Here is a 26161-nt window from a genome sequence, read left to right as displayed (position 1 = left end):
TTCCGCACCGTAACATTTCTCGGATGTGGGAAACCGGCAAAACGGGACATCCGTGCGGAAAGAGAGAACGATGAACATTCGAAATTTAAAAATTGGTACGCGCCTCGCGCTGGGCTTCGGCTTCCTGTGCGTGGCGCTGGTCTTCATGGTCGGGCAGGGCACGATCATGCTGGGCCGGGTCAATGACGGCACCGACGAGATCGTCAACAAGCGGCTGCCGCGCATGGAACTGACGGCGCGCATGCTCAGCGACGTGAACGACATCGCCATCGCGTTGCGCAACATGATGCTGGACGACAGCGCCGACGACCGCGCGAAGCAGGTCGCCAGCATCACCGCCATGCGCAAGGACCTCGACAGCCTGCTCGTGCAGCTCGACGGCCTGCTGCGCGCGCCCAGGTCCCGCACCTTGCTGGCGCAGGAAGTCGAACTCAATGCGAAGTACACGCAGGGACAGATCGACCTGATCCGCCTGATCGAGAGCGGCGACGACGCGGGCGCGCGCGCCTACCTGAAGACGAAGCTGCGTCCCATCCTGGCGGACTACAAGGCCGTGATCGGCGAGCAGATCCAGGTCCAGGCCGGCCTCGCCCACGACACGGCCAAGGAAGCGCAAACCATGTACGCGAACACGCGCACCCTGATGATCGTGCTGGGCGCCGTCATGCTGGCCATCGCCTGCGCGCTGGCCTGGTGGATCAGCGCCTCGATCACGCGGCCGCTGCGCCGTGCGCTGGACGTGGCGACCGCCGTCGCCGGCGGCGACCTGACGACGCGGGTGGACGTCGACAGCACCTGCGAAGTGGGCCAGCTGCTGGGCACCCTGAAGCGCATGAACGAGAACCTGGTGGCCACCGTCGGCACCGTGCGCGGTGGCACCGACGCCATCGCGCTCGCGTCCGGCGAAGTGGCGGCCGGCAACCGCGACCTGTCGGCGCGCACCGAGCAGCAGGCCAGTGCGCTGGAAGAGACGGCGTCGTCGATGGAAGAACTGACGTCGACCGTGAAGCAGAACGCCGACAACGCGCGCCAGGCCAACACGCTGGCCGCGACGGCATCGACGGTCGCGGCCAAGGGCGGTGACGTGATCGAGCAGGTCGTCGACACGATGACGCAGATCCACACGTCGTCCAGCCGCATCGTCGACATCATCGGCGTCATCGACGGCATCGCGTTCCAGACCAACATCCTCGCGCTGAACGCGGCCGTGGAAGCGGCGCGCGCCGGCGAGCAGGGCCGCGGCTTCGCCGTCGTGGCGGGCGAGGTGCGCAACCTGGCGCAGCGCTCGGCCGCCGCCGCCAGGGAGATCAAGGCGCTGATCGACGACTCCACCAGCAAGGTCGACACGGGCAGCTCGCTCGTGCGCGAGGCGGGCAGCACGATGGGCGAGATCGTCGACAGCGTGCGCCGCGTGGCCGACATCCTCACGGAGATCACGGCCGCGAGCCAGGAGCAGAGCGCCGGCATCGAGCAGATCAACCAGGCCATCACGCAGATGGACGACGTGACCCAGCAGAACGCGGCCCTCGTCGAGCAGGCGGCCGCCGCGTCGCAGGCGATGCAGGACCAGGCCGCGCGCCTGGCGGAGGCCGTGGCCGTGTTCCGGCTCGACGGCGGCGCGCCGGCGGCAGCGCCGACGCGTGCGATGACTCCCGCGCCCGCACCGCGGTTGAGCAAGCCGGTTGCGAAGGCGCCGGCCCGTCCGCAGGCCACCGCCGCGAAGGTGTCCGCCGAGAGCGACTGGGAAGAGTTCTGACCGTTATTGCTTCTTCGTCCAGCTTGCGATTGTGATAGGCTGTCCGGTGCATCAGGCCTTGGGCCCGATGCGCCGACACTGTCTTTACAAGGATACGCATGACTGGCTTCGTCATTACGCCTCCCGCCGTCCCGGCCCTCGCCGTGGCCGGCTCCGACCAGGTTTTCCCGCTGCGCCGCGTGTTCTGCGTTGGCCGCAACTACGCGGCCCACGCGCGCGAGATGGGTTCCGATCCGAACCGCGAACCGCCGTTCTTCTTCACCAAGCCGGCGGATGCCGTCGTGCCGGCCAGCGGCACCGTGCCGTACCCGTCCTCCACGCGCGAGCTGCATCACGAAGTCGAACTGGTCGTCGCACTGAAAGGCGGCGGCACGAACATCGCGCCGGAACAGGCGCTGGGCCTCGTATGGGGCTATGGCGTGGGCCTGGACCTGACGCGGCGCGACCTGCAGGCCGTCGCCAAGAAGGACGGCCGCCCGTGGGACATGGCGAAAGGCTTCGACGCCTCTGCGCCGTGCAGCCCGCTGATCCCCGTCGAGCGCACCGGCCACCCCTCGGCGGCGCGCATCTGGCTCGAAGTGAACGGCCAGCTGAAGCAGGAGGGCAACCTGAACGAAATGATCTGGCCGATCCCCGACGTGATCGCGGCCCTGTCGCGCCTCGTCGCGCTGGCGCCGGGTGACCTGATCTACACGGGCACGCCGGCCGGCGTGGACGCGCTGAACCCGGGCGACAAGGTGCGCGGCGGCGTCGACGGCGTGACTTCGTTCGAACTCGAGATCGGCGCGGCAGAATGAGAGTAATGCGGAAGACGGTCCTGCAGATCGGAGGCTTCGCGCCCGAGATCCAGGCCCGGATCGACGCCGAATTCCGCTGCGTCGGCCTGGCGGATCTCGAACGCGAGCCCGGCCTGGCGAACGAGGTCGGCGCCATCCTCACGCGCAGCAACCAGGAGGTGCCGGAGGATGTGGTGCGGCGCCTGCCGGCGCTGGAAATCATCGCCACGTGCGGCGTCGGCTACGACCTGATTCCGCGCGCGCTGGCAGCCGAACGGGGCATCGTCGTCGCCAACACGCCGGACGTGCTGAACGCGGCCGTGGCGGAGCTGTGCATCGGCTCCCTGCTGGCATTGCTGCGCCGCCTGCCGCAGGCCGACCGCTACGTGCGCGCAGGCGCCTGGAAGAACGCGAACTTCGCGCTGGCGACGAGCCTCGCGGGCAAGCACGTGGGGATCGTCGGCATGGGGCGCATCGGCAAGGAGATCGCGCGCCGGCTGGAGACGTTCGGGGTGGCGCTCGCCTACCACGGCCGCACGGACCAGCAACTGGCGTGGCGCTACGAGCCCGACCTGGCCGCACTCGCGCGCGATTCCGCCATCCTCATTGTCGTGGCGCCCGGCGGGGCCGACACGCAGCACCTGATCGATGCGCGCGTGCTGCACGCGCTCGGACCGAACGGCTACCTCGTGAACGTGGCGCGTGGCACGCTCGTCGACGAGGCGGCGTTGCTCGCGGCGCTGGAGCAGGGCACCATCGCCGGCGCGGCGCTGGACGTGTTCGACAACGAGCCGGACATCGACCCGCGCTTCTTCAAGCTGGACAACGTGCTGCTGACGCCGCACCTGGGCAGCGCCACGCACGAGACGCGCGCGGCGATGGCGCAGCTCATGCTCGACAACGTGCGCAGCTGGTTCCGCAGCGGGCGCGCGCTGACGCCGGTCGAACCCGGCTGACGCACCGCGGGTACTGTGCGCCGCAGCGCGGCCGTGTGGATTACGCTCTTCAGGCAAGCGCAATCCGCATGGAGGCAATATGCACATCCACACGCCCGCGTGCCCCTGTTTCATCATCCCGTCGTCCATGTTGCGCAAGCTGGCCATCCAGGCGGACGCAGCGGAACGCCAGCAGCTGCTGGAGCAACTGGAACGCTCGGCTTTCCTGCGCGGCCAGCGCGCCGCCAGCGGCCTCGCCGCGCCGGGCCTGCTGGTGGCGCCCGGCGTCAGGCATCGCACCGTGTACGACGCGCACCACGGCACCCGCCTCCCCGGCAAGCTCGTACGCACGGAGACGGCGGCGCCCGTGACCGACACCGCCGTCAACGAAGCGTTCGACGGCGCCGGCACCACCTACGACTTCTACCAGCAGATCCTGAAACGCAATTCCATCGACGGCCGCGGCATGGGCATCGATTCGAGCGTTCATTACAGCAAGAGCTTCAATAACGCCTTCTGGAACGGCCGCCAGATGGTGTACGGCGATGGCGACGGCAAGCTGTTCACCGGCTTCACGCACGCGCTCGACGTGATCGCGCACGAGCTGACGCACGGCGTCACGCAGTACACCGTGCCGGGCGGAGGTCTCGTCTACGATGGGCAGAGCGGTGCGCTGAACGAATCGATGTCCGACGTGTTCGGTTCCGTCGTCAAGCAATGGCATGCGAAGCAGACGGTCAGGAAGGCCGACTGGCTGATCGGCGCGGGCATCATGACACCCGCCGTCGGCAAGGCATTGCGCTCGATGGCCGATCCGGGGAATGCGAAGCTGACGTGGTCGGGCGACGACCAGCCGGGCACGATGAGGGGGTATGTCGAAGGCGGGGACGTGCACACGAATTCCGGCATCCCGAATCACGCGTTCTACCTGGCGGCGATGAAGCTGGGCGGGCATAGCTGGGACAAGGCCGCGCCGATCTGGTACCAGGCGCTGTCGCTCCTGCATCCCGACGCGACGTTCGCGGACGCCGCCCAGGCCACCGTCAAGGCGGCCGAACTGCGCCACGGTGCCGGATCGGGCGAGGCCGCGGCCGTGCACGGCGCGTGGCACGAAGTGGGCGTCGTGTGATGCGCTTGTCGCTGCATTCCGCGGGCGGCTTCACGGGGCCGGCGGGCGCGCAGACGCGCAGCGTCGACGTCGACAGCCTCCCCGCGGCGGAGGGCGCGCGCGTGCGCGCGCTCGTGCAGGGGCTGGATGCGGCGCCGCTGCCGGCGACCCTGCTGAAACCGCGGCCGCAACCGTGGGATTTCACGTACACGCTGACGCTCGACGGCAGGCAGGTGCGCTTCCACCTCGACGCGGCGCCGGCGGCGTTGCGCGAACTCGTCGGGATCCTCGAGGCGCGGCCGCCGGACTGAATCAGTTCGCCATGTTTTTTGCGACGATCGCGTCCGTCGCGACCTGCGCCTGCTGCAACGGCTGGTTCAATACAGTCGTCGCATATGCGGGCGCCGGCGCGGCCACCGTGCCGAGCGCGCTGCCGCCTTTCTGGCTGATGTCCACGTCGACCGTGGCCGACAGGCCCACGCGCAGCGGGTGCGCCGCGAGTTCCTTCGGATCGAGCGAGATGCGCACCGGCACCCGCTGCACGACCTTGATCCAGTTGCCCGTCGCGTTCTGCGCCGGCAGCAGCGAGAACGCGCTGCCCGTGCCCGCACCGAGGCCCACGACCTTGCCGTGGTAGACGACTTTGCTGCCGTAGATATCGGCCTCGATGGTGGCCGCCTGGCCCACGCGGATGTCGCGCAATTCCGATTCCTTGAAATTGGCGTCGACCCACAGCTGGTCCAGCGGCACGATCGACAGCAGCGGCGCGCCCGGCGCGATGCGGCTGCCGACCTGCACGCTGCGCTTGGCGACATAGCCCGACACCGGCGCGACGATCGCGTTGCGGCGGGCGGCGAGCCACGCGGACAGGTAATCCGCCTTCGCGGCCAGCACGTTCGGGTGTTCGGCCGGGGACACGCCCGCCACCGTCACGCGTGCGGCCGCCAGCTGCTTCTGCGCGACGGTCAGCGCCGCCTGCGCATCGTCGACGGCGCGGCGGGCGTGCGCCACGTCTTCGCCGGAGACGATGTTGTCCGCTGCGAGCGGCGCGCGCCGTGCCAGGTCTTCCTGCTTCGCCTTCAGTTCCACGCGGCGCTGGTCGACGAGGGCCTCGTACTGCGCCACGTTCGTGTAGCGCTCGCGCTGCTGGCGCACGGCGGTGCCCAGCCGCGCCTCGGCCTGGGCCAGCGCGACTTCGGCGTCGGACGGATCGAGGCGGACGATCTCCATGCCCGCCTGCACGAGCTGGGTCTCGTCGGCGCGGATCTCGACGACGCTGCCCGTCACCTGCGACGACACGTTCACGAGGTTGCCGCCGACGTAGGCGTTGTCCGTCTCGACGCGTTTCGACAGGACCAGGGCGTAATAGGCCGCATAGGCCGCGCCGGCGACGAGGAAGGCGGCGGTGATGCCGGCCAGGACGACGCGGCGCTTGTTGTTGGTGGGTGCTTGGGTGCTCATGGTTTTATCTGGTATTCGAGAGGGTGTGATAACCGCCGCCGAGCGCCTTCACGAGGGCGACCTGCGTCTGCAGGCGGGCATCCGTCAGCTGCAGGTCGACGTCGCGCTGGCGCAGCACGGCCAGCCGCGCCTGCAGTACGGCGGCACGATCGGCGAGGCCGCGCTGCATGCGCGCCTCGGCGTTCGCGGCCAGCTTGCGGCTCGCGTCAATGGTCGCGGCGTGTGCTGCCGTCTCCTTCGCGATGCCTTGCAGGGTGGCCGCTTCGCGCGCGACGTCGCGCACCGCGTTCAGCACGGCCTCGTTGTACTCGGCCAGCAATTCGTCGCGGCTGCTGCGCGCCTGGCCCAGCCGGGCGTGCAGGCGGCCGCTGTCGAATAGCGGGAGGTCCAGCGTCGCGCCGATCAGCGGCGTGCGGCTCGGGTAGCGCAGCAGCTTGCCGAGCGACGTCGCATCGAGGCCGATGGCCGCGGCGAGATTGATGTCGGGCCGGAACGCGGCTTCGCTGGCGGCCACGCGGCCCAGCTGCGCCTCGACGCGCCAGCGCGCGGCCTGCAAATCGGGCCGGCGCGCCAGCAGCTCCATGCCCAGCTCGCGCGGGACGGCGTCGATTGCCGGTGCCGGCTGGAAGCGGGCGAGATCGGTCAATGCGGCGGCGTCACCGCCGGTCAGCGCGCGCAGGCCTTCGCGTTCGCGCGCGGCGTCCGTGTCGTAGCGCGCGGCCTGTTCCTGCAGGCCGGCGAGGTCCTGCTCCGCGCTTTGCAGGCTGTCGAGACTCACGAGTCCGTGGGCCATGCGCGCCTTGCGGCCGGCGATGACGTCGCGCTGCACGGCGATGAGGGCGTTCGTATTGTCCTGGCGCGCCCACAGCATCTGCAGGCGCAGATAGCTTTGCACGACCGACGCCGCCAGCACCTGGCGCGCCTGCGCGCTTTCCGCGGCGGCCGCATTCGTTTCGCCCAGCGCGGCGGCGATGAGGGCGCGGTGCTTGCCCCACCAGTCGACGTCGTAGCTGGCGCGCACGGACACGCTGGCGTCGTTGAACCACGCCCCGCCGATCGGCGGCGGGAAGAAGCCGTTGGACGAATAGCGCTGGCGGTTCAGGCCAGACGCCAGGTCGACCTTGCCGCCTTCGTTGGCCACTTCCGCGCCGAACGCGGTGCGGGCGCTGGCCACGCGCGCGGCGGCGACGGCGAGCGTCGGGTTGTCGCGCAGGGCGCGGGCCACGAGCGCGTTCAGCTGCGGGTCGTGGTAGTCGAGCCACCATTGCTCGGCGGGCCAGGCGGCGGCGGGCAGCTGGATCGCCGCCGCATGCTGGGCCTTGGCGTAGTCCGGGCCCGGTGCCTTGTTCGCGTCCGGCGGGACGCTGATGCAGCCGGACAGCAGGGCCAGCGCGGCGGCCGCGATGGGGATGAGTTTGAAATGTCGCACGGTGTCGTCTTGTTGGTTATTCGAGGGCAGCATGGTCCACCTGCGCCGGCGCGGCGGCCGCCTTCGGTGGACGGATCAGCAGCAGCATCGGGATCACGGCCATGGTCAGCAGCATCATGAGCCAGTAGTCGTCGACGTAGGCGATCATCGACGCCTGGCGCGTGATCTCGTTGTTGATGAGGGCAGGGCCGGCTTGCGTGGCCATGTCGTAGAGGCTCGTCGGATCGTGCACGGCGGGATTCGCCGCGGTGACCTGCGTGGCCAGCGATGCGTGCGCGATCTGCGTGTTGCGCACGAGGAGCGCCTGCACGAGGGCGATGCCGATCGACGAGCCGATGTTGCGTACGAGGCTGTACAACGCCGTGCCTTCCGCGCGCATCTGCGGCGAGAGGGTCGCGAACGTGGCGGCCGACAGCGGCACGAACACGAGGCCCAGCCCGACGCCCTGGATCACGCCGGGCCACACGATGTCGGACTGCGACAGCACGAGCGTGTAATGCGTCATCTGCCACAGCGAGAACGCGGTGATGGCGAAGCCGACGCCCAGCAGCAGCCGGAAATCGACCTTGCCCGTGAGGCGTCCGACGATCATCATCGCGGCCATCGTGCCGAGGCCCGACGGCGCCGTCACGAGGCCCGCCAGCTTGGCCGGATAGCCCATCAGGCCTTGCAGCATCGTCGGCATCAGCGCGCGCGTCGCGAACAGCACCATGCCGACGATGAAGATCAGCAGCAGGCCGGTGACGTAGTTCGCGTTCTTCAGCAGGCGGAAATCGACGAACGACTGGCCGGCGGGGCGCGTCAGCGTGTGGCCGATGAAATAGGAAAACGCGAGCGTCGTCAAAATCAGTTCGACCCACGTCTCGGTCGACGCGAACCAGTCGTTCTGCTCGCCGCGGTCCAGCAGCATCTGCAGCGCGCCGATGGCGATGGACAAGGTGACGAAGCCGAACGTGTCGAAGCGGACGCGCCGGGCCGGATCGGCCGCGTGGATGTAGCGCCAGATGCCCCAGAAGGCCAGCGCGCCGATCGGCACGTTGATGAAGAAGACCCAGCGCCAGCTGTAGCTGTCCGTCAGCCAGCCGCCCAGCGTAGGCCCGAGGATCGGTCCGATCATCACGCCCATGCCCCACACGGCCATCGCGGAGCCGTGCTTTTCGCGCGGGTTGATGTCGAGGAGGACGGACTGCGACAACGGCACGAGCGCGGCGCCGAACACGCCCTGCAGCATGCGCGCGATGACGATTTCCGTCAGCGTCGCCGAGATCCCGCACAGCACCGAGGCAAGCGTGAAGCCGGCGACGGAGACGAGGAACACCTTCTTCAGGCCGAAACGGTCGACGAGCCAGCCGTTCAGCGGCGTCGCGATGGCGGCGGCCACGATGAACGACGTCAGCACCCAGGTGATCTGGTCCTGCGACGCCGACAGCGATCCCTGCATGTGCGGCAGCGCCACGTTGGCGATGGTGCCGTCCAGCGCCTGGATGATCGTCGCCAGCATGATCGAGATCGTGATCATGGTGCGGTTGATGGGTGCCGCTGTCGTCACAGGCCGTCCTCGAGGCGCTTCCTGAGGGTATCCAGCAGGACGGTCGCGGCGGCCAGCGCCTGCGGGTCGAGGCCGGCCAGCAGGTCGGCGCGGAACGGCGAGGCTTCCGCGAGCACTTCGGCGTAGACGGTCTTGCCGGTGTCGGTCAGCTGCACGAGTTTGACGCGCCGGTCGGTGGGCGAGGGGGCGCGCGTGACGAAGCCGTCGCGCTCCAGGCGGTCCAGCATCGACACCATCGACGGCCCCTCGACGCCGACCAGGTCGGCGAGTGCCCGCTGCGACATCGGCGCGCCCGACTTGGCGATCATCGCGATCGTCATCCAGCCGGACTGGCCGATGCCCAGGTGCTTGAGGCGCTTGTCCAGCGCGAGCCGCCACAGGCGCGCGCTCGTGTGCAGGGCCGCCGAGAAGCGCTCCTCGACCGACTCAGGTAGTTTGCTCATCATTAGCCACGAAATAGATAGGAACCTATCGATTTTATGCCGTGCAACCGAACTGCGCAAGTGGCAACACCAGGGTCAGCCCCCGTTTTCTGGAAATTGCCCAGAATCGGGGTCAGACCCCGGTCTGTCGAAAATTCGGGGTCAGAGCACTTTTGGGATCAATGGCTCTCGAAGCGTAAAAGTCGTCCTTGCCGGTAAATCGCCATGCTGGCGGCAGCACCTTGTGCCCCGGAAGCTGGGTACATGGCCGACGAGCCATTTCTCGAAAAAGTGCTCTGACCCCGAATTTCCAGAAAAATGTGCTCTGACCCCGAATTTTTGCGGGGCGGTCAGACGGGCGATTCGGCTTTGTCCAGCGTGAACACGGCGTGCACGTCGCCCGCCACGACGCCGCGCGCGTTCTTGATGGGCGGTGCGCGGTATTGCTCGAGATGCTTGCGGCGCGTGTCGTCCAGCAGGCCCAGTTGATCGAGCACGGCGAACGTGGCCGGATGCAGCGTACGCACGGCGCCATCCGCCACCTTGATCGCGATGCCGATGCCGGCCGAGCGGATGCCGATGGCCTGTACCGCGTCCGCGCCGATCTTCGCGACCCAGTCGCCGCCGCCGGCCTGCATCCACGCGAGGTCGGTGCGCGCGTCGCCCGACACCATGTCCGGATGCGCCGTCATCGCGTCGAACAGGTCACCCAGCGCGGCGCCGAGGCGCGCGTCCGCGCTGCCTTGCGCGAGGCGAGCGTACAAGTGCGCGAGGCGCGCCAGCGGCATCGCGTAGTTCGGCGCGGAGCAGCCGTCGATGCCCATCGGGAGCGTGTCTTCCGTCATCTGCACGCAGTCGGCGAGCGTGGCGCGGATCGCGCGCTGCAACGGGTGCGCGGGATCGACGTAGCCTGCCGTCGGCGCGCCGTGCAGGCGGCACCAGGCGAGGAAGCCGCCGTGCTTGCCCGAGCAATTGTGGTGGACCGTGCGCCAGCGCCGTTCGGCCGGCACGGGCAGGCCGGCGGCGTCGTAGTACAGCGGCGCCGCGCAGCCGCAGGCGAGGTGGCTTTCGTCCAGGCCGATCTTGTCGAGGATGGACGTCACGCCCACCAGGTGCTTTTCTTCGCCCGAGTGGCTGGCGCACAGCAGGGCCAGCTCGGCACGCGTGAGGCCGAAGCGCGCGGGGCCGTCGTCGAGCACGAAAGGCAGGGCCTGGAACGGCTTCAGCGCGGAACGGGTGAAGGTCATGAAGTCGGGATCGCCCGCCGACCACAGCAGGCGGCCGGCCACGTCGACGACGGCGATCGAACCGTAATGGATGTTCTCGACCGCGTAGCCGCCGGCAAGCGCGCCGTCGGGCGGATAGCCACGCGTGGTGGCGACCAAAGGCACTGGATGCATCGGTTCGCTCCTTCGTCCGGATGGGCTGTTCGAAGCCGACACTGTAACGGATTCCGGCCGCCCAGGGAGCGCAAAAGCGGCCCGGAACGATGCCGGAAACTATATGCATCCACAGCATTTCGGGCCGGTTTTTCGACAGTTCATCCCTCCATTTCGACGCTTTGGCGTCTCCCCGATGACGCCTCGAGCTGCCGTTCCTACACTGTCATCACTCGCCGCACATTAACGACGCGGCGATATGAAAAACGGTGGACCGCTGGAGCATCCGACGATTCTTTTGAAATCGTGCTCATGGTCCGTAATACATATCGAAAATTAATCTCGGAGCAATCATGCGTATCGTACAAGCCCTGGTCTTCACCGCCGCCGCCACCCTTTCCCTGGGCGCCTTCGCCGACCCGTCCGTCGCGCCGTCCTCGGCCACCGCCAGCGCCGTCATGATGTCGTCGTCGACGCACACCGCCTACCGCCTGACCCAGGATGAGGCCGAACACATGCGCGGTTCGTTCCGCCTCACCGACGGCCGCACGATCACGGTCACCAACCGGATGAACAAGCTGTTCGTCGACCTGGACGGCAAGCGCGAGGAAATGGTGCCGGTCGCTCCGAAGAAATTCGTCACGCGCGACACAGGTGCCGAGATCGCCTTCAACCAGGTGCCGTTCGCCGACGAGGTCGTCGTCAACCAGGCCGCGCGCTGATGCGCGGCGTCGAACACGGCCGGCCTGGCCGATGCGGACCGGGCCGGCGCATGTCGACAGCGGCTCAGATCGGCGCGCCGAAGCGCCCGGCCTGGTAATCGATGATCGCCTGCTGGATTTCTGCGCGCGTGTTCATCACGAACGGCCCGTGCGCCACGACGGGTTCGCGGATCGGAAAGGCGTGACCGAGCAGCAGCACGCTGTCGTGGTCGGCCAGGATGTCCAGTTCATCGCCCTCCGCATCGAACTCCGCAAGGTGCATTGCGCTGACCGTTTCCGGCACACCCTGGATCACGCCGCGCACGACGTACAGGAACACGTTGCGGTCGAGTAGTCCATCCACGTGCAGGCGCGCACCCGCCTTCATCTCCACCGTGCACAGCGACACGTCTGTCAGCGATGTGATCGGCCCCGTCACGCCGCCATACGTGCCCGACACGAGGTGCAGGCGCACGCCATCGCCCTTGTCCACGACGGGTATCTCGTCGCGCTGCAGCCCGATGTAGCGGGGCGCCGTCATCTTCAGCGCGGGCGGCAGGTTGACCCACAATTGCAGGATCTCGAGCGGCCCGCCGCGTTCCATGAAGTCGCGCGGCGACACTTCCGCATGCACGATGCCGCGGCCGGCCGTCATCCATTGCACGCCGCCGGGACCGATCACGCTTTCATGGCCGGCGCTGTCGCGGTGCGCGAGCAGGCCGTCGAGGATGAATGTCACCGTCTCGAAGCCGCGGTGCGGATGCGGGCCGAACGGCAGGCCGCGGTTATGCGGCGGATAGACCTGCGGGCCGTGATGGTTGAGGAACAGGAAGGGATCGACCTGGTCGAGATGCGGACCCGGCACGGGGCGCTGGGTGATGAGGTCGCCGATGTCGTCGCGCAGCGCGGGGTGCACGCGCCGGATGATCTTGTGGGTCATATTCGTCTTCGTTGGAATGTGCAGCACCTACGATAACCGATCGCGCCGGGAGGAGTCGCCAGCAATCTTTACGCATCCCTGCTATGCTCGTTTCCCCCTTTCAATCTGGAGATGGAGACAATGCATACGAAGACCAGCGCACGCAACCTGGCCGTGGCCATCAGCCTCGCCTGGGCAGCAAGCGCGACGGGCGCACCCGCCCAGGCCGTGCCGGGCGGCATGGCGATCAAGGCGGCCAAACATGCCGTCACGGCATACCGCGACGACGTCGTCGACACCCTGGCCAAACTGGTCAGCTACAACACGGTCGCGGACAAGGACATCCCGTGCGACCGCAACCCGCGCCACCAGGCGTTCAAGGACACCCTGAAACAGGAAGCGGCGCGCCTCGGCCTGGACTACGCAGACTACGGCTGCGTGGCCATCGTCGGCCTGGGCAAGGGCGCTGAGCGTGTGGGCCTCGTCGCGCATGGCGACGTGCAGCCCGTCGACGCGAGCAAGTGGAAGAAGTCGCCGTTCGAGCTGGACCGCACGAGCGAACCGGGTCGCCTGCTGGCGCGCGGCGCCGAGGACGACAAGGGCCCGATCGCCACCGCGCTGTATGCGATGAAGTCGCTGAAGGACCTGCAGGTGCCGCTGTCCAGGCGTATCGAACTGTACGTCTACATGGCCGAGGAATCGGATTGGGCGCCGCTGGAAGCCTTCATCAAGACGCATACGCTGCCGCAGATGAACATCACGCTCGACGCGGAGTATCCGGCCGTGACGGCGGAGAAGGGCTACGGCACGCTGGCCGTGACGATGCCGGCCACCACGGCCGCGCCGCCGGCAGGTAGCCCGTTCGTCAAGGCATTCAAGGGCGGCTTCTTCGGCAGCCAGATTCCGGAAGACGCGCAGGCCACGATCGCCAACGCGACGCCGGCACTGGAAGCGCAGATCCGCGCGCGCGCCGGCAAGCAGACGGGCATGCACTACCAGTTCGAGCGCCAGGACGGCGACCTGCTCGTCGTCGCGAAGGGCCTGTCGGCGCACTCGTCGAAACCGGAAGACGGCGTCAACGCGATCAGCATGCTGGCCGACGCGCTCGCCGTGCAGGCGTGGCCGGACACGACGGCAGGCAGCCTGGTGAACTTCCTCAACGAGATGGTGGGTACGGGTTATTACGGCGAGAAGTTCGGCAGCATCGCCTACCGCGACGCCTTCATGGGCCCGATGACGTTCGCGCCGACCGTGATCCGCCAGCAGGACGGCGGCGCCATCGAACTCGCGATCAACATCCGCCGCCCGCAAGGCAAGACGACGGAACAGCTGACCAACGAGATCAATGCCGCGCTCGCGCAGTGGCAGGGCGCGCACGTGCAGCTGGCGAAGGTGAACATGCAGATCGGCGACCCGTGGGTGCAGAAGGATGCGCCGCAACTGCCGGTGCTGATGAAGACGTTCGCATACTTCACGGGCACCAAGGAGCCGAAGCCGGTCGCGATCGGCGGCGGCACGAATTCGCGCCTGTTCCCGCACGCCGTCAGCTTCGGCCCGGCGATGCCGGGCACGGTCTACACGGGCCATTCGGAGCATGAGTTCATCACCACGAAGCAGCTGCTGCTGAACCTGCAGATGTACACGGCCGTGCTTGCCGAGCTCGCGAAATAACTGTCACAATCCAGCGCCGCCGGGCTCGCTTCCGGGGGCGCTTCACGACGTTGGGCGCCCGGCAGTCATGTAGGCCGGTTTCTCGCCAAAATGTGTAAATCCTTCCAAAAATTTTGTAGGTTTAGGCCTACATGAGCATGGTCTTCATAGGGACTACCTACCCGTTTCCCTAGGAGAGACAGCAGGCCGGGCCACGGCCGCCCGATCGGCCCTTCTACGCCCAGTTGATTGTCGGAAAAGCTAGAGGTGGCCCCGAGAAAATGTGGTGAAAACGCCATGATAGGATCGGACCTGACGTAGCAATGCCTGACCTGCCGATGCCATGCACAGCCAAGAACTGATCAAACCTGACGGAAGACAACTGACGTTGTACAGCAGCCGGCCCATTCCGGACGGCATCGTCGCGACCAGTCCCTTCGCCGAGCCGCAACACGCCAACCCGCACCTGCGCTGGCATCCGCTGCGCGGCGAATGGGTCACGTATGCCGCGTTCCGCCAGAACCGCACGTACCAGCCGCCCCCGCAGTACAACCCGCTGGCCCCCACACGCGATCCCGAACACCCGACCGAGATGCCGGCGGGCGACTACGAGATCGCCGTGTTCGACAACCGCTTCCCGTCGCTCGCGCTGGACGCGCACGAGCCGCCGACGCTCACCGTGCCGACCGCGCCCGCCAACGGCAAATGCGAGGTCGTCGTATTCACGCAGGATCCACAATCGGCGCTGGGCCGGCTGCCGCTGGCGCGCATCGAACTGCTGCTGGAAGTGTGGGGCGACCGCACGCAACGCCTCAAGGGCCAGCACCACATCCAGTACGTGCTGCCGTTCGAGAACCGCGGCGCCGAAGTGGGCGTGACCTTGCACCACCCGCACGGCCAGATCTACGCGTACCCGTTCATCCCGCCTGTGCCCGCGCGCCAGCTCGCGCAGGAACGCGAGTATTACCTGCAGCACGGCACCAGCCTGTTGTGCGACATGGCGCGCGACGAGGCGGCGGACGAGAAGCGCGTCGTGTACCGCGACGACGAGGCGATCGCCTTCGTGCCGGCCTGCGCGCGCTATCCGTACGAGGTGTGGGTGATGCCGACCGCGCCATGCAAGGATTTCGCGGCCTTGAGCCCCGCGCAGCGTACGAGCCTGGCGCGCGCGCTGAAGACGGTGCTGCTCAAGTTCGACACGCTGTGGGAGCGCCCGTTCCCGTACCTGATGACGTGGTACCAGGCGCCGACGGATGGCGCGGATCACCCCGAGACGCAGCTGCACTGCCAGTTCTATCCGCCGTACCGCACGCGCGACCGGTTGAAATACCTGGCCGGCACCGAGATCGGCGCCGGCATGTTCGCGATGGACGTGCTGCCCGAGACCACGGCGTACGAACTGCAGCAGGTCGAGGTGCGGCTGGAGGCTGAAGCATGAGCCGCGCGGCGGAAGTGGCCGACAAACTGGCGCTGATGCGTGCCGCGCTGGCGGAGGCGGGTGCGCAGGCGATCCGGCTGCGCGGCACCGACTGGTTCGCGTGGGCGACGGCGGGCGGAGATTCGTCCGTGCTGCTGGCCGCCGAATGCGGCGTGGCCGAGGTGCTCGTCACGCGTGACGAGGCCGTGATCCTGACGGACGCCATCGACGCCGAGCGCCTGCGCGTGGAACAGGTGCCGCCGGGCTTTACGTTCCACATCGCGCCGTGGGCCGAGACGGAGCTGCGCGACACCTATGTGCTGGGCGTGGCGAATGGCGGCGTCGTGCTGTCCGACCATCCTCGCCATGGCAACGGTCATGCCGAACAGCCGCTGCCCGCGAGCCTGCGCCTGCGCCGCATGGTGCTGCTGCCGGCCGAACAGGAACGCTACCGCGCGCTCGGGCGCGACGCCGCGCGTGCGATGGCGGAGACGCTCCGTGCCGCGCGGCCCGCATGGACCGAACTCGAACTCGCGGCGGCTGGCGCACAAGCGTTGTGGCGGCGCGGGATCCAGCCCGCGCTCGTCCTGGCCGCGGGTGCGCGCAGGTTGCCGCTGTTCCGCCATCCCGTGCCGACGGACGAGCCGCTGGGCGCACGCGCGATGCTCGCGTTCTGCGCGCGCCGTCATGGCCTCGTGGCGAACCTGTCGCGCGGCGTCGCATTCACTCCGCTCTCTGACGACGAGCGCAATGCGCAGGCCGACCTGCTGCAGGTCGAGGCGACGGGGCTCGACGCCGTGCGTCCGGGCCAGTCGCTGGCGGCCGTCTATCACGCGCTGGAGGCCGCGTACCGCCACGTGAACCGGCCGGAGGCCATCCGCGAGCATCACCAGGGCGGCATCACGGGCTACCAGGCGCGCGAGATCGTCGCGAGCCCGAGCACCGCGACCGGTATCGAGACGGGCATGGCGTTCGCGTTCAACCCCAGCTTCGCCGGCCGCTTTGGCTATGCCTTGGTGGAAGACACGTTCCTGCTCGGCGCGCATGGGCTGGACAACCTGACGCTGGATCCGGACTGGCCGGCGACGACAATCCAGGGCCGTGCGCGGCCCGTCTGGCTGGAGGTGACATGATATGAACAATCCCGAGACCTTCTTCGGCGGCGCTCCGGAAGCGTTCGCGTCGGCCCCCGGCCGCGTCAACCTGCTGGGCGAGCACACGGACTACAACGACGGCTACATGCTGCCCGTGGCGACGCCACAGCGTACCGAGATCGCCCTCGCGCGCAGCCACGACGACCAGCACCACCTGTACTCCGGCACGCTGGACGGCAACGTCACGTTCGCGGCGCAAGGGGGCAGTGCGCCGCAGGGCTTCGGCAGCTATATCGAAGGCTGCATCCGCCTCGTGGAAGCGACGGGCGTCACCGTGCCGCCGCTGCGCGTGTTCGTGACCACGACCCTGCCCGTCGGCTCGGGCCTGTCGTCGTCGGCGGCGCTCGAAGTGGCGATGCTGCGCGCCATGCGCAACCTGCTCGGGTTCTCCCTCGACGACGTGAAACTCGCGCAGATCGCGCAGCGCGCCGAGATCGAATTCGCCCGCGTCAACTGCGGCATCATGGACCAGATGGCGGCCAGCCTGTGCGACGAACGGAGCATGCTGTTCATCGATGCGCGCACGCTGGAACATCACCTCGTGCCGCTGCCGGAAGGCGCGGAGCTGATCGTCGTCGACTCCGGCGTGCCGCGCACGCTCGCGGCCAGCAAGTACAACGAACGCCGTGCCGAATGCGAAGAGGCGTCGCGCAAGCTGGGCGTGAAGGCGCTGCGCGACGTGACCGATCCGGCGGCCGTGGAGTCGCTGCCCGAGCCGCTGCGCCGGCGCGCGCGCCACGTCGTGCTGGAAGACCTGCGCGTGCTGGAAGCGGCGAAGGGCGTGTCGGCCGAACGCTTCGGCGAACTGATGAACGCGTCGCACGAGAGCCTGCGCGCCGACTACGAGGTTTCGATTCCCGAGCTCGACCAGCTGGTGGCCGCGTTGCGCGCCGCCCCGGGCGTGCTCGGAGCACGCCTGACCGGCGCGGGATTCGGCGGCGCGACCGTCGCGTTATGCCGGGCAGGCCAAGCAAGACAGGCAGCGGAAACTGCACTCTCCACCTACAACAAAGCAGGACGTCAGGGTCGCATCCTGATCCCGGTCCCGACCCAAGGAAAGGAAAACAATGAGCCAGTTTGAGTATCCCCGCCCGCAGCTGGTCCGCGACAATTGGATCAACCTGAACGGTAAATGGCGCTTCCGTTTCGACGATGAGCTGGTCAACAAGATGCCGGCCGGCGTCACCGGCTGGACCCACGAGATCAACGTGCCGTTCGCACCCGAGACGGAGATGTCCGGCATCCAGGACACCGGCTTCCACCGCTTCTGCTGGTACGAACGCGACTTCGAGCTGATGCCGTCCGAGGAGCGCGTCATCCTGCACTTCGGCGCCGTCGATTATTTTGCCCGCGTGTGGGTCAACGGCCAGCTCGTGGCCGAGCACGAAGGCGGCCACACGCCGTTCAGTGCCGACATCACGTCCGCGCTGAACGGCAACGGCAGGCAGATCGTGACCGTGTTCGTCGAGGATGATCCGGCCGACCTCGCCAAGCCGCGCGGCAAGCAGGACTGGCTGCTGGAGCCGCACTCGATCTGGTATCCGCGCACGACCGGCATCTGGCAAACCGTGTGGATCGAGAAGGTGGCGCGCACCTTCATCCGTTCGCTGCGCTGGACGCCGATCTTCGAAACGTTCGAGATCGGCTGCGAAGTATTTGCCGGCGGCGACATCCAGGAAGACATGTTCGTCGAGGTCAAGATCTGGCACGGCGAACAGCTGCTCGCGGACGACAACTACAAGCTGCTCCAGGGCGAGGCGAACCGCAAGATCGCGCTGTCCGACCCCGGCATCGACGATTCCCGCAACGAGCTGCTGTGGAGCCCCGAGCGGCCCACGTTGCTGGACGCGGAGGTGATCCTGCGCTGCGGCGACAAGGTGGTCGACACGGTCAGGTCGTACACGGCGCTGCGCGCATTCCACATCAACCGCGACCGCCTGCTGCTGAACGGCCGCCCGTATCCGCTGCGCCTCGTGCTGGACCAGGGCTACTGGACCGAGTCCTTCCTGACGGCGCCGTCCGACGAGCATTTGAAACGCGACGTAGAACTGGCCAAGCTGATGGGCTTCAACGGCGTGCGCAAGCACCAGAAGATCGAAGACCCGCGCTACCTGTACTGGGCCGACAGGCTGGGCCTGCTCGTGTGGGAAGAGATGCCATCGGCCTACCGGTTCTCGCCGCGCGCGATCACGCGCATCGTCAAGGAATGGACGGAAGCGATCGAGCGCGACTACAGCCACCCATGCATCATCGTGTGGGTGCCGTTCAACGAATCCTGGGGCGTGCCGAACCTGACGCTGACCCAGGCGCACCGCAATGCGGTCGAGGCGCTGTACCACCTGACGCGCACCCTCGACGCGACCCGCCCGGTGATCGGCAACGACGGCTGGGAAGCCTCGGCCACCGACATCCTGGGCATCCATGACTACGACTGCAATCCGGACAAGGTGAAGGCGCGCTACGAGGTCTCCGACCCCGTGCGCACGCTGTTCGACCAGCGCCGCCCCGGCGGACGCATCCTTACTTTGGACGGCTTCCCGCACCGCGGCCAGCCCATCGTGCTTACCGAATTCGGCGGCATCGCATTCGATCCGAAGGCGACGCCCGAGGACGGCACGTGGGGCTATACCCGTGCCCATACGGCCGAGAGTTATCACGCGCTGTACCGAGATCTGCTGAAGGTGGTCAACGAGACCTTCATGTTCAGCGGTTTCTGCTATACCCAGTTCGCCGACACGTTCCAGGAAGCTAACGGCCTGCTCAATGCGGACCGTACACCCAAGCTGCCGTTCGAGTTGATCAGCGCGGCGACGCGCAACGTCACCCTCGAACCCAAGGACGTGGAAGAGGAGGGAGACAAGCCGGGCTGACGCAGGCGCCGCCCGGCGCGCTCCGAACCCCGACGCGAGCACGGCACCCTCAGGGCGCCCGCCCCATCGCAGCGCGGCCACGGTTGACTAGCTCACCCTTGACCGCGCTGTGGACGGGTTCGCTCGTCCGTGCCGCGTGCAGAGCGTTCGCCGCCGCGGCGCGGTCGGTCGGCCCACGCCACCGATCAATTGAACGCCCCGCGCGGGCGAGAAGGAGCCATCATGTCCACGATCGTCGTTTTCAGCCACCTGCGCTGGGATTTCGTGTTCCAGCGGCCGCAGCATTTGCTGTCGCGCCTGGCACAGCATTACCCGGTCCTGTTCGTCGAGGAACCGGTGTACGATGACGGCGCCCCGTTCATGGAGCGATCCAGCCCCGCGCCGAACGTGACCGTGTGCCGCGCCCACACCCCGATCCATGCCAACGGTTTCCACGACGACCAGCTGCGGCTGCTCCAGCCCATGGTGGCGCAGCTGGCACCGCCAGGTGAGGAGGTCGTCGCGTGGTTCTACACGCCGATGGCCCTGCCGCTGCTGCAATCGCTGCGGCCCGCGCTCGTCGTGTACGACTGCATGGATGAACTGGCCTCGTTCCGCAATCCTCCCAAACAATTGCTGCAGCGTGAAAGCGCGCTGCTCTCCATCGCCGACCTCGTGTTCGCCGGCGGCCCCAGCCTGTACGAGGCCAAGCGCCACCGTCACCCGAACGTGCACTGCTTTTCCAGCAGCGTCGACGTCGTGCACTTCCGGCAGGCGCTGGACCGCACGCGCACGCATGCTCAGCAGGACGCCATCCCGCACCCGCGCCTCGGCTTCTACGGCGTGCTGGACGAGCGCTTCGACCCGGACCTCGCCGGCGTCGTCGCCGACGCGCACCCCGAGTGGCAGATCGTGCTGGCCGGACCGGTCGTCAAGATCGATCCGGAGCGTCTTCCACGCCGCCCCAACATCCACTACCTGGGCCAGCAGCCGTACGCGGCCTTACCCGACCTGCTGGCCGGCTGGGACGTGTGCCTGATGCCGTTCGCCATCAACGAGGCGACCAGGTTCATCAGCCCCACCAAGGTGCTCGAATACATGGCGGCGCAACTGCCGATCGTCAGCACGCCGATCGCCGACGTGGCCAATCCCTATGGCCACGTGGTCGCCATCGCGTCCACCGCCGACGAATTCGTCGCGGCCTGCGAAGCGGCGCTCGCGCAGACACCGGAACAGCGCCGCCACATGGTCGACGCGATGCAGGCCGTCGTCGCCGCCACGTCGTGGGACAACACGGCCGCACGCATGCGCGAGCTGATCGACACGGCGCCGCCGCACACGGACCGGCGCGCCACGCCGCGCAGCCTGGATGCGGCCAACGATCCGGCCGCCGCGTCCTTGCGCGGATCGAAAGTGAACCCGCTGCGCGCGCACGAGCCGCACGTGGGTACGGTCGTCATCGGCGGCGGGCCGACGGGCCTGTCGGCCGCGTACCACCTCGGCGCCGATACCTTGCTGCTGGACCGCAACGAATCCGTCGGCGGCTGGTGCCGCTCCATCGAGGACAACGGCTTCACGTTCGATCACGCGGGCCACATCATGTTCTCGAATGACCCCTACGTCCTCAAGATGTACGAGGTGCTGCTGGGCGATAACGTGCACTGGCAGAACCGCGAAGCCTGGATCTACAGCAAGGGCGTCTACACCCGCTACCCGTTCCAGGGCGCGTTGTACGGCCTGCCGCCGAAGGTCGTCACGGAGTGCATCATGGGCGCCATCGACGCCCGCTACGAAAGCGCGGAGAGCAGGACGGCGGCGGCGCAAGCCGTCGACGACTGCTGCGCCGACGGCACGACGGACGTGTGCAACACCGATCGCTCGGTGAAAGGCGAAGTGAAGAACTTCGAACAGTTCATCTACAAGGTGTGGGGCAAGGGCATCGCGAAACACTTCGCGATCCCGTACAACCGCAAGATCTGGACCGTGCCGCTGTCCGAGATGGAGACCTCGTGGCTGGGCGGCCGCGTGCCGCTGCCGAACCTGGAAGAGATCATCCAGGGCGCGCTGGAACCGTCGCCGAAGCCCCTGGGCCCGAACGCCCGTTTCGGCTATCCGCTGAAGGGCGGCTTCCAGGCATTGATGAATGGCTTCCTGCCGCATATCAAGGGCAAGATCGAACTGAATGCCGACGTCGTGCAAGTGCTGCCGCGCGAGCACATCGTCGCCCTGCGCGACGGGCGCCGCTTCCGCTACGACGACCTGATTTCCACGATGCCGCTGCCGGAGCTGGTCAAGGCGATCGGCAACGAGGCGCCGGAAGAGGTGAGGGCGGCGGCGAAGGGGCTGCGCCACGTGTCGATCCGCTGCGTGAACATCGGCATCGACCGCGTCGCCACCGACAAGCACTGGATCTACTATCCGGAAGACACGATCTTCCACCGCATCTTCGTGCAGGGCAATGCGAGCCCCGGCTGCAATCCGCCGGGCGGCTTTGGCTTCACCTGCGAGATATCGTACTCACCGTATAAACCGTTGCCCGTCGACGGCGAGGCGCTGATCGCGCGTGCCATCGAGGATTGCCGCAAAGTCGGCATGATCCGGGACGGCGACACGATCCTCGCCGCGAACCAGGTCGACATGCCGTACGCCTACGTGCTGTACGACCATGCGCGCGCCCGCAACGTCGAGACGTGCAAGGCATGGCTGAAGCAGTACGACATCACGCTCGTCGGCCGCTACAGCGAGTGGGAATACTACAATTCCGACCACGCCCTGCTGGCCGGCAAGCGCGGCGCCGACATCGTGCACGCCAAGCGCGCGCGGGCGCAGAAAGCCAGTTCGGAATAGGCGCGCGCCCGCCTGGTGCTGCTTAGTGTTGTATGGCGCCGCCGGACAGGCTGACCCGGTCGCCGGTACGGAAATCCGGCGTCGTCTGCTGGGTCACGACCTGCGTGCTGCCATCGTCCATGCGCAGGGTGACGCGGTAGACGCGGTCGGGCGAGGAACCCGTCGTGCCGCCGGAGCTGCTGCCCATGGCGGCGCTGGCGCTGGTATCGCCTTCGGTGGCGGCGCTGCTCGACCGGGGCATGACTTCGATGGCGGCGACGGTGGCGTTCGGGCTCATGCTGGACGCGGACGTGCCGCCGCCAGACGCGCCGTAGCTGCTCTGGCTGCCGCCGGTCATGCCGCTGCCGGTGGTGGCGCCCTGGTCCTGCATCATGCCGGAAGTGCCTTGCGAGCCGGACGTGTCGTACCCGCTCGAGCTGCCCGCGGCGCCGGCGCTGCCGGAGGAACCGGACGAACCGGAGGAGCCGGAGGAACCGCTGCCGCCACCCCAGCTGCCCGATCCTTGCGATCCGGTGCCGCCGCCGGAGCCCGACATGCCGCCGCTGGTCGATGTGCCCGTGGCCGTGCCGCTGCTGCCTGTCTCGCCGGCGCTGCCGCTGCTGCCGCTGCTGCCCATGCCGCCGCGCCAGGAACTGCACGCGGACAGCCCGACTGCCAGCGCCAGCAAGCCCGCCAGGAAGACGCTCTGGTGTTTTTGCTTCATGATCAACTCCTTCTGATGGGATAGTGTCAGGTTAGATGAGTGACGATGCCGCGTGCCACTTTGGTAAGAGGCGTGTTCGGTATCGGCGTTCAAACTGCCTGTCGTTGAACATGAGCCACGTCAAAGTCGTGGCGCGCCGGCTCAGCGTCCGGCGTCGACGGTGGCGCGCGCTGCCAGCAGGGCCATCACGCTGCCCGCCACGATGGCGGCGCTGACGTCGACGGCCCAGTCGCGCACGCTGGCGCCGCGGTAGGGAAAGAAACTCTGCACGTACTCGTCGCCCGCGCCCATCGCCGCGACCGCCAGCACGGCCTTGCAGGCGCGTGCGAGCGGCGTGCCGCGGCTGCCGCTGAACCACAGCGCGGCCAGCACGGCATAGGCGATCGAGTGCAGGACCGCTCCCGGTGCGTAGGCAGCGATGTCGGCGCGGGCGCCTGGAACGTTACCGACCGTAATGATGGTCACGTACACCAGGACGGCTCCTGCAAGGCACAGCAGGCGCACGCGCGGATTCTGCAGGAAGGTGAATAAAGGCATCGTCATGGCAAGGCAGCTCGAAAAAAACGCTCACCTTACCATGCTCGTTGTGCACGTGCACATGACACGTGCGCTGGCCTCAGATCGTGAGGGCTGGCGCGCCGTTCGGGTAGTGGGCGTCGAAACAGCTGGCGCAGTCGGCGCAGAACAGGTGGGCGACGCGCACCGAGGATTGGCGCAGGACCAGTTTCAGGTGGCCGCTCTGGCATTTCGGACAAATCTCCCGGACGCTGCCGAAAGTCAGTACGTCAAGAGGTTGCCCTTCATCGTCGAGGTGGTCGATGACCATGCGCGGATTGAGCTCGCTGAGAACCAGACAGTCTTCCGGTTCCGCATGGCGGCGGCGCGATGGTTCGGGGTCCTGCTGGGGTGGCGACATCGTCTCAGGTACAGGTAAAGTCATTGGACCGGCTCCTTGGAATAGTCTTGTCCCCACGCGACTGGGAAAATCGCGAGGCGCGAGTTTCATCATAGCGGAAACCTGAAATGGTTCAAGTACGACAACAAAAGAATTGTGCAGTGCGTGGCGAACACAACAACAAGGATACGGAACAAAAAAAAATGCCCGCCAACGGAGGACGGGCACAACCCAAGATCGGGCCAAGAGACGCAGAATCCGGTGCGGTGTGCCGCGAGCGGCACACCTTCTGCGATCACGCATATCGGTTGCGTGTATGCAGATGAACTCAGTATAAAGACACAATGTGAAAGGACCATGACACATCTCAAGAGTGTGCCGGTTTGTGCCGGAACGTTTTCGGATGGGGCTGGTCACGTCGCGTGACGCCAAAAAAAAAGCCCGCTGTTAGCGGGCTTCAAACTATTTTCTTGGAGGAGAATAGTGGAGACAGGTGCCATTATGTTGCGGTGCGATATATGTGTCCAATGATGAATTCGGATACCTGTCATTACCCCGGGTGATAATGGTTCATCTCGCTATTCATTCTTGACGGGCACCGTGTAGTTCAGCGCCATGCGGCCACCGTCCGCATACAGCGTCTGGCCCGTCATGTACGACGCATCGTCGCTGGCGAGGAACGCGGCGATGGCGGCGATTTCTTCCGGCTCGCCGCAGCGGCCCAGCGGCGTGCGCGACAGGATCGTGTGGCGCGCCTCCGGGCTGCCCAGCACGGCCTGCTTCGCCAGTTCCGTCAGGATCGTGCCCGGGCCGATCGCATTGACGCGGATGCCGTGCTGGGCCAGGCTGATGGCCATCACGCGCGTGAGCTGGTTGACGCCGCCCTTGGACACGACGTACGGGATCTGGTTGGGAATCGTCAGTTCCGCGTTCACGCTCGACATGTTGATGATGCAACCCGACTGCCGTTTGACCATGTCGCGCGCGACGGCCTGGCTGCACAGGAACATGGACTTCAGGTTGATGCGCAGGACGCGGTCGAAATCCTCCTCGTCGAGGTCGAGGAAATCGGCGGCATGCGTGACGCCGGCATTGTTGACGAGGATATCGACGTGGCCGAACGCGGCCAGCGTGGCGGCGACCATCGCGTCGACTTCGGATTTGATGCTCACGTCCGCCTGGAAGAAGCGGGCAGTGTCGCCCAGCGCCTCGGCCGCGGCCGCGCCTTCGGACCGCACGTCGACGAGCATCACGCGCGCGCCCTCGCGCACGAGGCGTTCGGCGCACGCCAGGCCGATGCCCTGGCTGGCGCCGGTGACGATGGCGGTTTTCCGGGTGAGTTTCATGGATGTCCTCGCTGCTGCAATGAAAAGCCGCCATTGTAGCGGGCCCCGTCAATCGCTCCAGTCTCCGGAGGCGCCGCCGCCGTCGAAGCTGCCGCCGTCGCCGGAGAAGTCGCTGCTGCTGTCCGAGCTGCTGCTGTCGTCGTTGCTGAAGGCGAAGGCAGGGGCGCTGTCGACGTATGTCGTGTCGCGTGGCGCGCGGCGGACCGGTCGTGACGTGCGGCGGGAACGCCTGTCGGCACGGATCACGATGAATGCCACGATGATGACAATGAGCCCAGCCACGGCGAAGAAGGCCAGCACGATGTAACCGGCCATCTCCGACCCGGCGCGCCGCCGCGGCGCCATGAACGACTCGTGGTCGAGCAGCACCGCGATGGCGCCCACACCCGCATGGACACCGCCGTACCAGTCCTGCTGACGGAAATACGGCGCGATCGTGTCTTCCAGGATGCGTTTCGATTGCGCGTCCGTGAGCACGCCTTGCACGCCACGCCCGGCTTCGATGCGCAGCCGGCGCAACGCCTTCGGATTGTCCTTCGCGACGATCAGCAGCACGCCATCATCGATGCCGGCGCGCCCGAGCTTCCATGTGTCGGCCACGCGGATGCCGTACTGCTCGATCGCTTCCGGTTCGGTGGACGCCACGATCAGCACGGCGATCTGACTGCCCGTCTTCGTTTCGTAGTAGGCCAGCGCGCTTTCCAGTTGCTGGCGCTGAACCGGCGTCAGCATGCCGACCTCGTCGGTGACGCGCGTCCGCAGCGGCGGGACCGGTTTGAACGGCGCTTGTGCGCGGGCATGACAGGCCAGCAGAAAGAGCAGCATCCAGACCCACAGCAAGCGCGGCAGAGCATTCATCGCATGG

General features: G+C 67.4%; 23 protein-coding genes. 12 read left to right on the top strand and 11 right to left on the bottom strand.

All coding sequences use genetic code 11. The features are described from left to right. The first annotated feature begins 70 nt into the window (after positions 1-70). From ACEN9H_RS22965 to ACEN9H_RS22945, 5 genes are all read left to right on the top strand, one after another. Positions 71-1756 (top strand): methyl-accepting chemotaxis protein, encoded by a 1686-nt coding sequence (locus tag ACEN9H_RS22965; protein ID WP_413672198.1) that lies wholly within the window; start codon positions 71-73, stop codon positions 1754-1756. A gap of 98 nt (positions 1757-1854) precedes the next feature. Then, positions 1855-2553 carry a fumarylacetoacetate hydrolase family protein gene (locus ACEN9H_RS22960; protein WP_413672197.1) on the top strand — a complete coding sequence of 233 codons (699 nt, stop codon included), beginning with the start codon at positions 1855-1857 and terminating at the stop codon, positions 2551-2553. Between the two features lie 5 nt (positions 2554-2558). Further along, entirely contained in the window at positions 2559-3488 is a 930-nt protein-coding gene (locus ACEN9H_RS22955) for a 2-hydroxyacid dehydrogenase (RefSeq protein WP_413672196.1), read from the top strand. A 79-nt stretch (positions 3489-3567) separates the two neighbouring features. Next, a complete protein-coding gene (locus tag ACEN9H_RS22950) occupies positions 3568-4596 on the top strand; it encodes a M4 family metallopeptidase (RefSeq protein WP_413672195.1) in 1029 nt (342 codons plus the stop codon). After that, positions 4596-4886: a protealysin inhibitor emfourin gene (locus tag ACEN9H_RS22945; RefSeq protein WP_371765839.1), complete on the top strand. Its 291-nt coding sequence runs from the start codon at positions 4596-4598 to the stop codon at positions 4884-4886. Before ACEN9H_RS22950 ends, ACEN9H_RS22945 begins: the two co-directional genes overlap by 1 nt. A gap of 1 nt (position 4887) precedes the next feature. Here the strand turns inward: ACEN9H_RS22945 and ACEN9H_RS22940 are convergent, their stop codons facing one another. From ACEN9H_RS22940 to ACEN9H_RS22920, 5 genes are all read right to left on the bottom strand, one after another. After that, entirely contained in the window at positions 4888-6036 is a 1149-nt protein-coding gene (locus ACEN9H_RS22940; protein WP_413672194.1) for an HlyD family efflux transporter periplasmic adaptor subunit, read from the bottom strand. A 4-nt stretch (positions 6037-6040) separates the two neighbouring features. Further along, positions 6041-7465, bottom strand: coding sequence for an efflux transporter outer membrane subunit (locus ACEN9H_RS22935; protein ID WP_413672193.1), 1425 nt, complete (start codon positions 7463-7465; stop codon positions 6041-6043). Between the two features lie 16 nt (positions 7466-7481). Beyond that, on the bottom strand, positions 7482-8984 hold the full coding sequence (locus tag ACEN9H_RS22930; protein ID WP_160410626.1) for an MDR family MFS transporter: 1503 nt from the start codon (positions 8982-8984) through the stop codon (positions 7482-7484). Between the two features lie 26 nt (positions 8985-9010). After that, positions 9011-9457 (bottom strand): MarR family winged helix-turn-helix transcriptional regulator, encoded by a 447-nt coding sequence (locus ACEN9H_RS22925; RefSeq protein WP_413672192.1) that lies wholly within the window; start codon positions 9455-9457, stop codon positions 9011-9013. Positions 9458-9786: 329 nt separating this feature from the next. After that, positions 9787-10836 carry an asparaginase gene (locus tag ACEN9H_RS22920; RefSeq protein WP_413672191.1) on the bottom strand — a complete coding sequence of 350 codons (1050 nt, stop codon included), beginning with the start codon at positions 10834-10836 and terminating at the stop codon, positions 9787-9789. A gap of 332 nt (positions 10837-11168) precedes the next feature. On the opposite strand from ACEN9H_RS22920, the gene ACEN9H_RS22915 reads away from it, so the two are divergent. Further along, positions 11169-11537 carry a hypothetical protein gene (locus ACEN9H_RS22915; RefSeq protein ID WP_056126400.1) on the top strand — a complete coding sequence of 123 codons (369 nt, stop codon included), beginning with the start codon at positions 11169-11171 and terminating at the stop codon, positions 11535-11537. A gap of 64 nt (positions 11538-11601) precedes the next feature. Here ACEN9H_RS22915 and ACEN9H_RS22910 read toward each other — a convergent pair whose 3' ends face one another. Beyond that, positions 11602-12456: a pirin family protein gene (locus ACEN9H_RS22910; protein ID WP_413672190.1), complete on the bottom strand. Its 855-nt coding sequence runs from the start codon at positions 12454-12456 to the stop codon at positions 11602-11604. Between the two features lie 120 nt (positions 12457-12576). On the opposite strand from ACEN9H_RS22910, the gene ACEN9H_RS22905 reads away from it, so the two are divergent. From ACEN9H_RS22905 to ACEN9H_RS22880, 6 genes are all read left to right on the top strand, one after another. Further along, positions 12577-14106 carry a dipeptidase gene (locus tag ACEN9H_RS22905; RefSeq protein WP_413672189.1) on the top strand — a complete coding sequence of 510 codons (1530 nt, stop codon included), beginning with the start codon at positions 12577-12579 and terminating at the stop codon, positions 14104-14106. A 322-nt stretch (positions 14107-14428) separates the two neighbouring features. Further along, a complete protein-coding gene (gene galT / locus ACEN9H_RS22900; protein WP_056126407.1) occupies positions 14429-15523 on the top strand; it encodes a galactose-1-phosphate uridylyltransferase in 1095 nt (364 codons plus the stop codon). Next, the gene (locus tag ACEN9H_RS22895; protein WP_413672188.1) at positions 15520-16635 is read left to right on the top strand and encodes a M24 family metallopeptidase; all 1116 of its coding nucleotides are present in this window, start codon (positions 15520-15522) and stop codon (positions 16633-16635) included. Before galT ends, ACEN9H_RS22895 begins: the two co-directional genes overlap by 4 nt. A gap of 1 nt (position 16636) precedes the next feature. After that, complete coding sequence (galK, locus tag ACEN9H_RS22890) at positions 16637-17737, top strand: galactokinase (RefSeq protein WP_413672187.1); 1101 nt, start codon at positions 16637-16639, stop codon at positions 17735-17737. After that, positions 17724-19526: a glycoside hydrolase family 2 protein gene (locus ACEN9H_RS22885; protein ID WP_413672186.1), complete on the top strand. Its 1803-nt coding sequence runs from the start codon at positions 17724-17726 to the stop codon at positions 19524-19526. The genes galK and ACEN9H_RS22885 overlap by 14 nt, the downstream gene beginning before the upstream one ends. Before the next feature lie 222 nt (positions 19527-19748). Further along, entirely contained in the window at positions 19749-22352 is a 2604-nt protein-coding gene (locus ACEN9H_RS22880) for an NAD(P)-binding protein (protein ID WP_413672185.1), read from the top strand. Positions 22353-22374: 22 nt separating this feature from the next. Here ACEN9H_RS22880 and ACEN9H_RS22875 read toward each other — a convergent pair whose 3' ends face one another. The 5 genes from ACEN9H_RS22875 to ACEN9H_RS22855 all read right to left on the bottom strand — a co-directional run bounded on the left by ACEN9H_RS22875 (position 22375) and on the right by ACEN9H_RS22855 (position 26154). Next, positions 22375-23055 (bottom strand): hypothetical protein, encoded by a 681-nt coding sequence (locus ACEN9H_RS22875; protein WP_413672184.1) that lies wholly within the window; start codon positions 23053-23055, stop codon positions 22375-22377. Between the two features lie 141 nt (positions 23056-23196). Beyond that, on the bottom strand, positions 23197-23598 hold the full coding sequence (locus tag ACEN9H_RS22870) for a VanZ family protein (protein WP_229412275.1): 402 nt from the start codon (positions 23596-23598) through the stop codon (positions 23197-23199). Positions 23599-23671: 73 nt separating this feature from the next. Then, a complete protein-coding gene (locus ACEN9H_RS22865) occupies positions 23672-23995 on the bottom strand; it encodes a hypothetical protein (RefSeq protein WP_082577584.1) in 324 nt (107 codons plus the stop codon). Between the two features lie 533 nt (positions 23996-24528). Further along, entirely contained in the window at positions 24529-25296 is a 768-nt protein-coding gene (locus ACEN9H_RS22860) for an SDR family NAD(P)-dependent oxidoreductase (protein WP_413672183.1), read from the bottom strand. Between the two features lie 48 nt (positions 25297-25344). Beyond that, a complete protein-coding gene (locus ACEN9H_RS22855) occupies positions 25345-26154 on the bottom strand; it encodes a TPM domain-containing protein (RefSeq protein ID WP_056126425.1) in 810 nt (269 codons plus the stop codon). Positions 26155-26161 lie beyond the last annotated feature (7 nt).

Source organism: Massilia cellulosiltytica (assembly GCF_047325105.1).
GTDB classification, from domain to species: domain Bacteria; phylum Pseudomonadota; class Gammaproteobacteria; order Burkholderiales; family Burkholderiaceae_D; genus Telluria; species Telluria orientalis.
The sequence above is the reverse complement of the archived record's forward strand: the minus strand, read 5'-3'. Positions and strand labels throughout refer to the sequence as shown.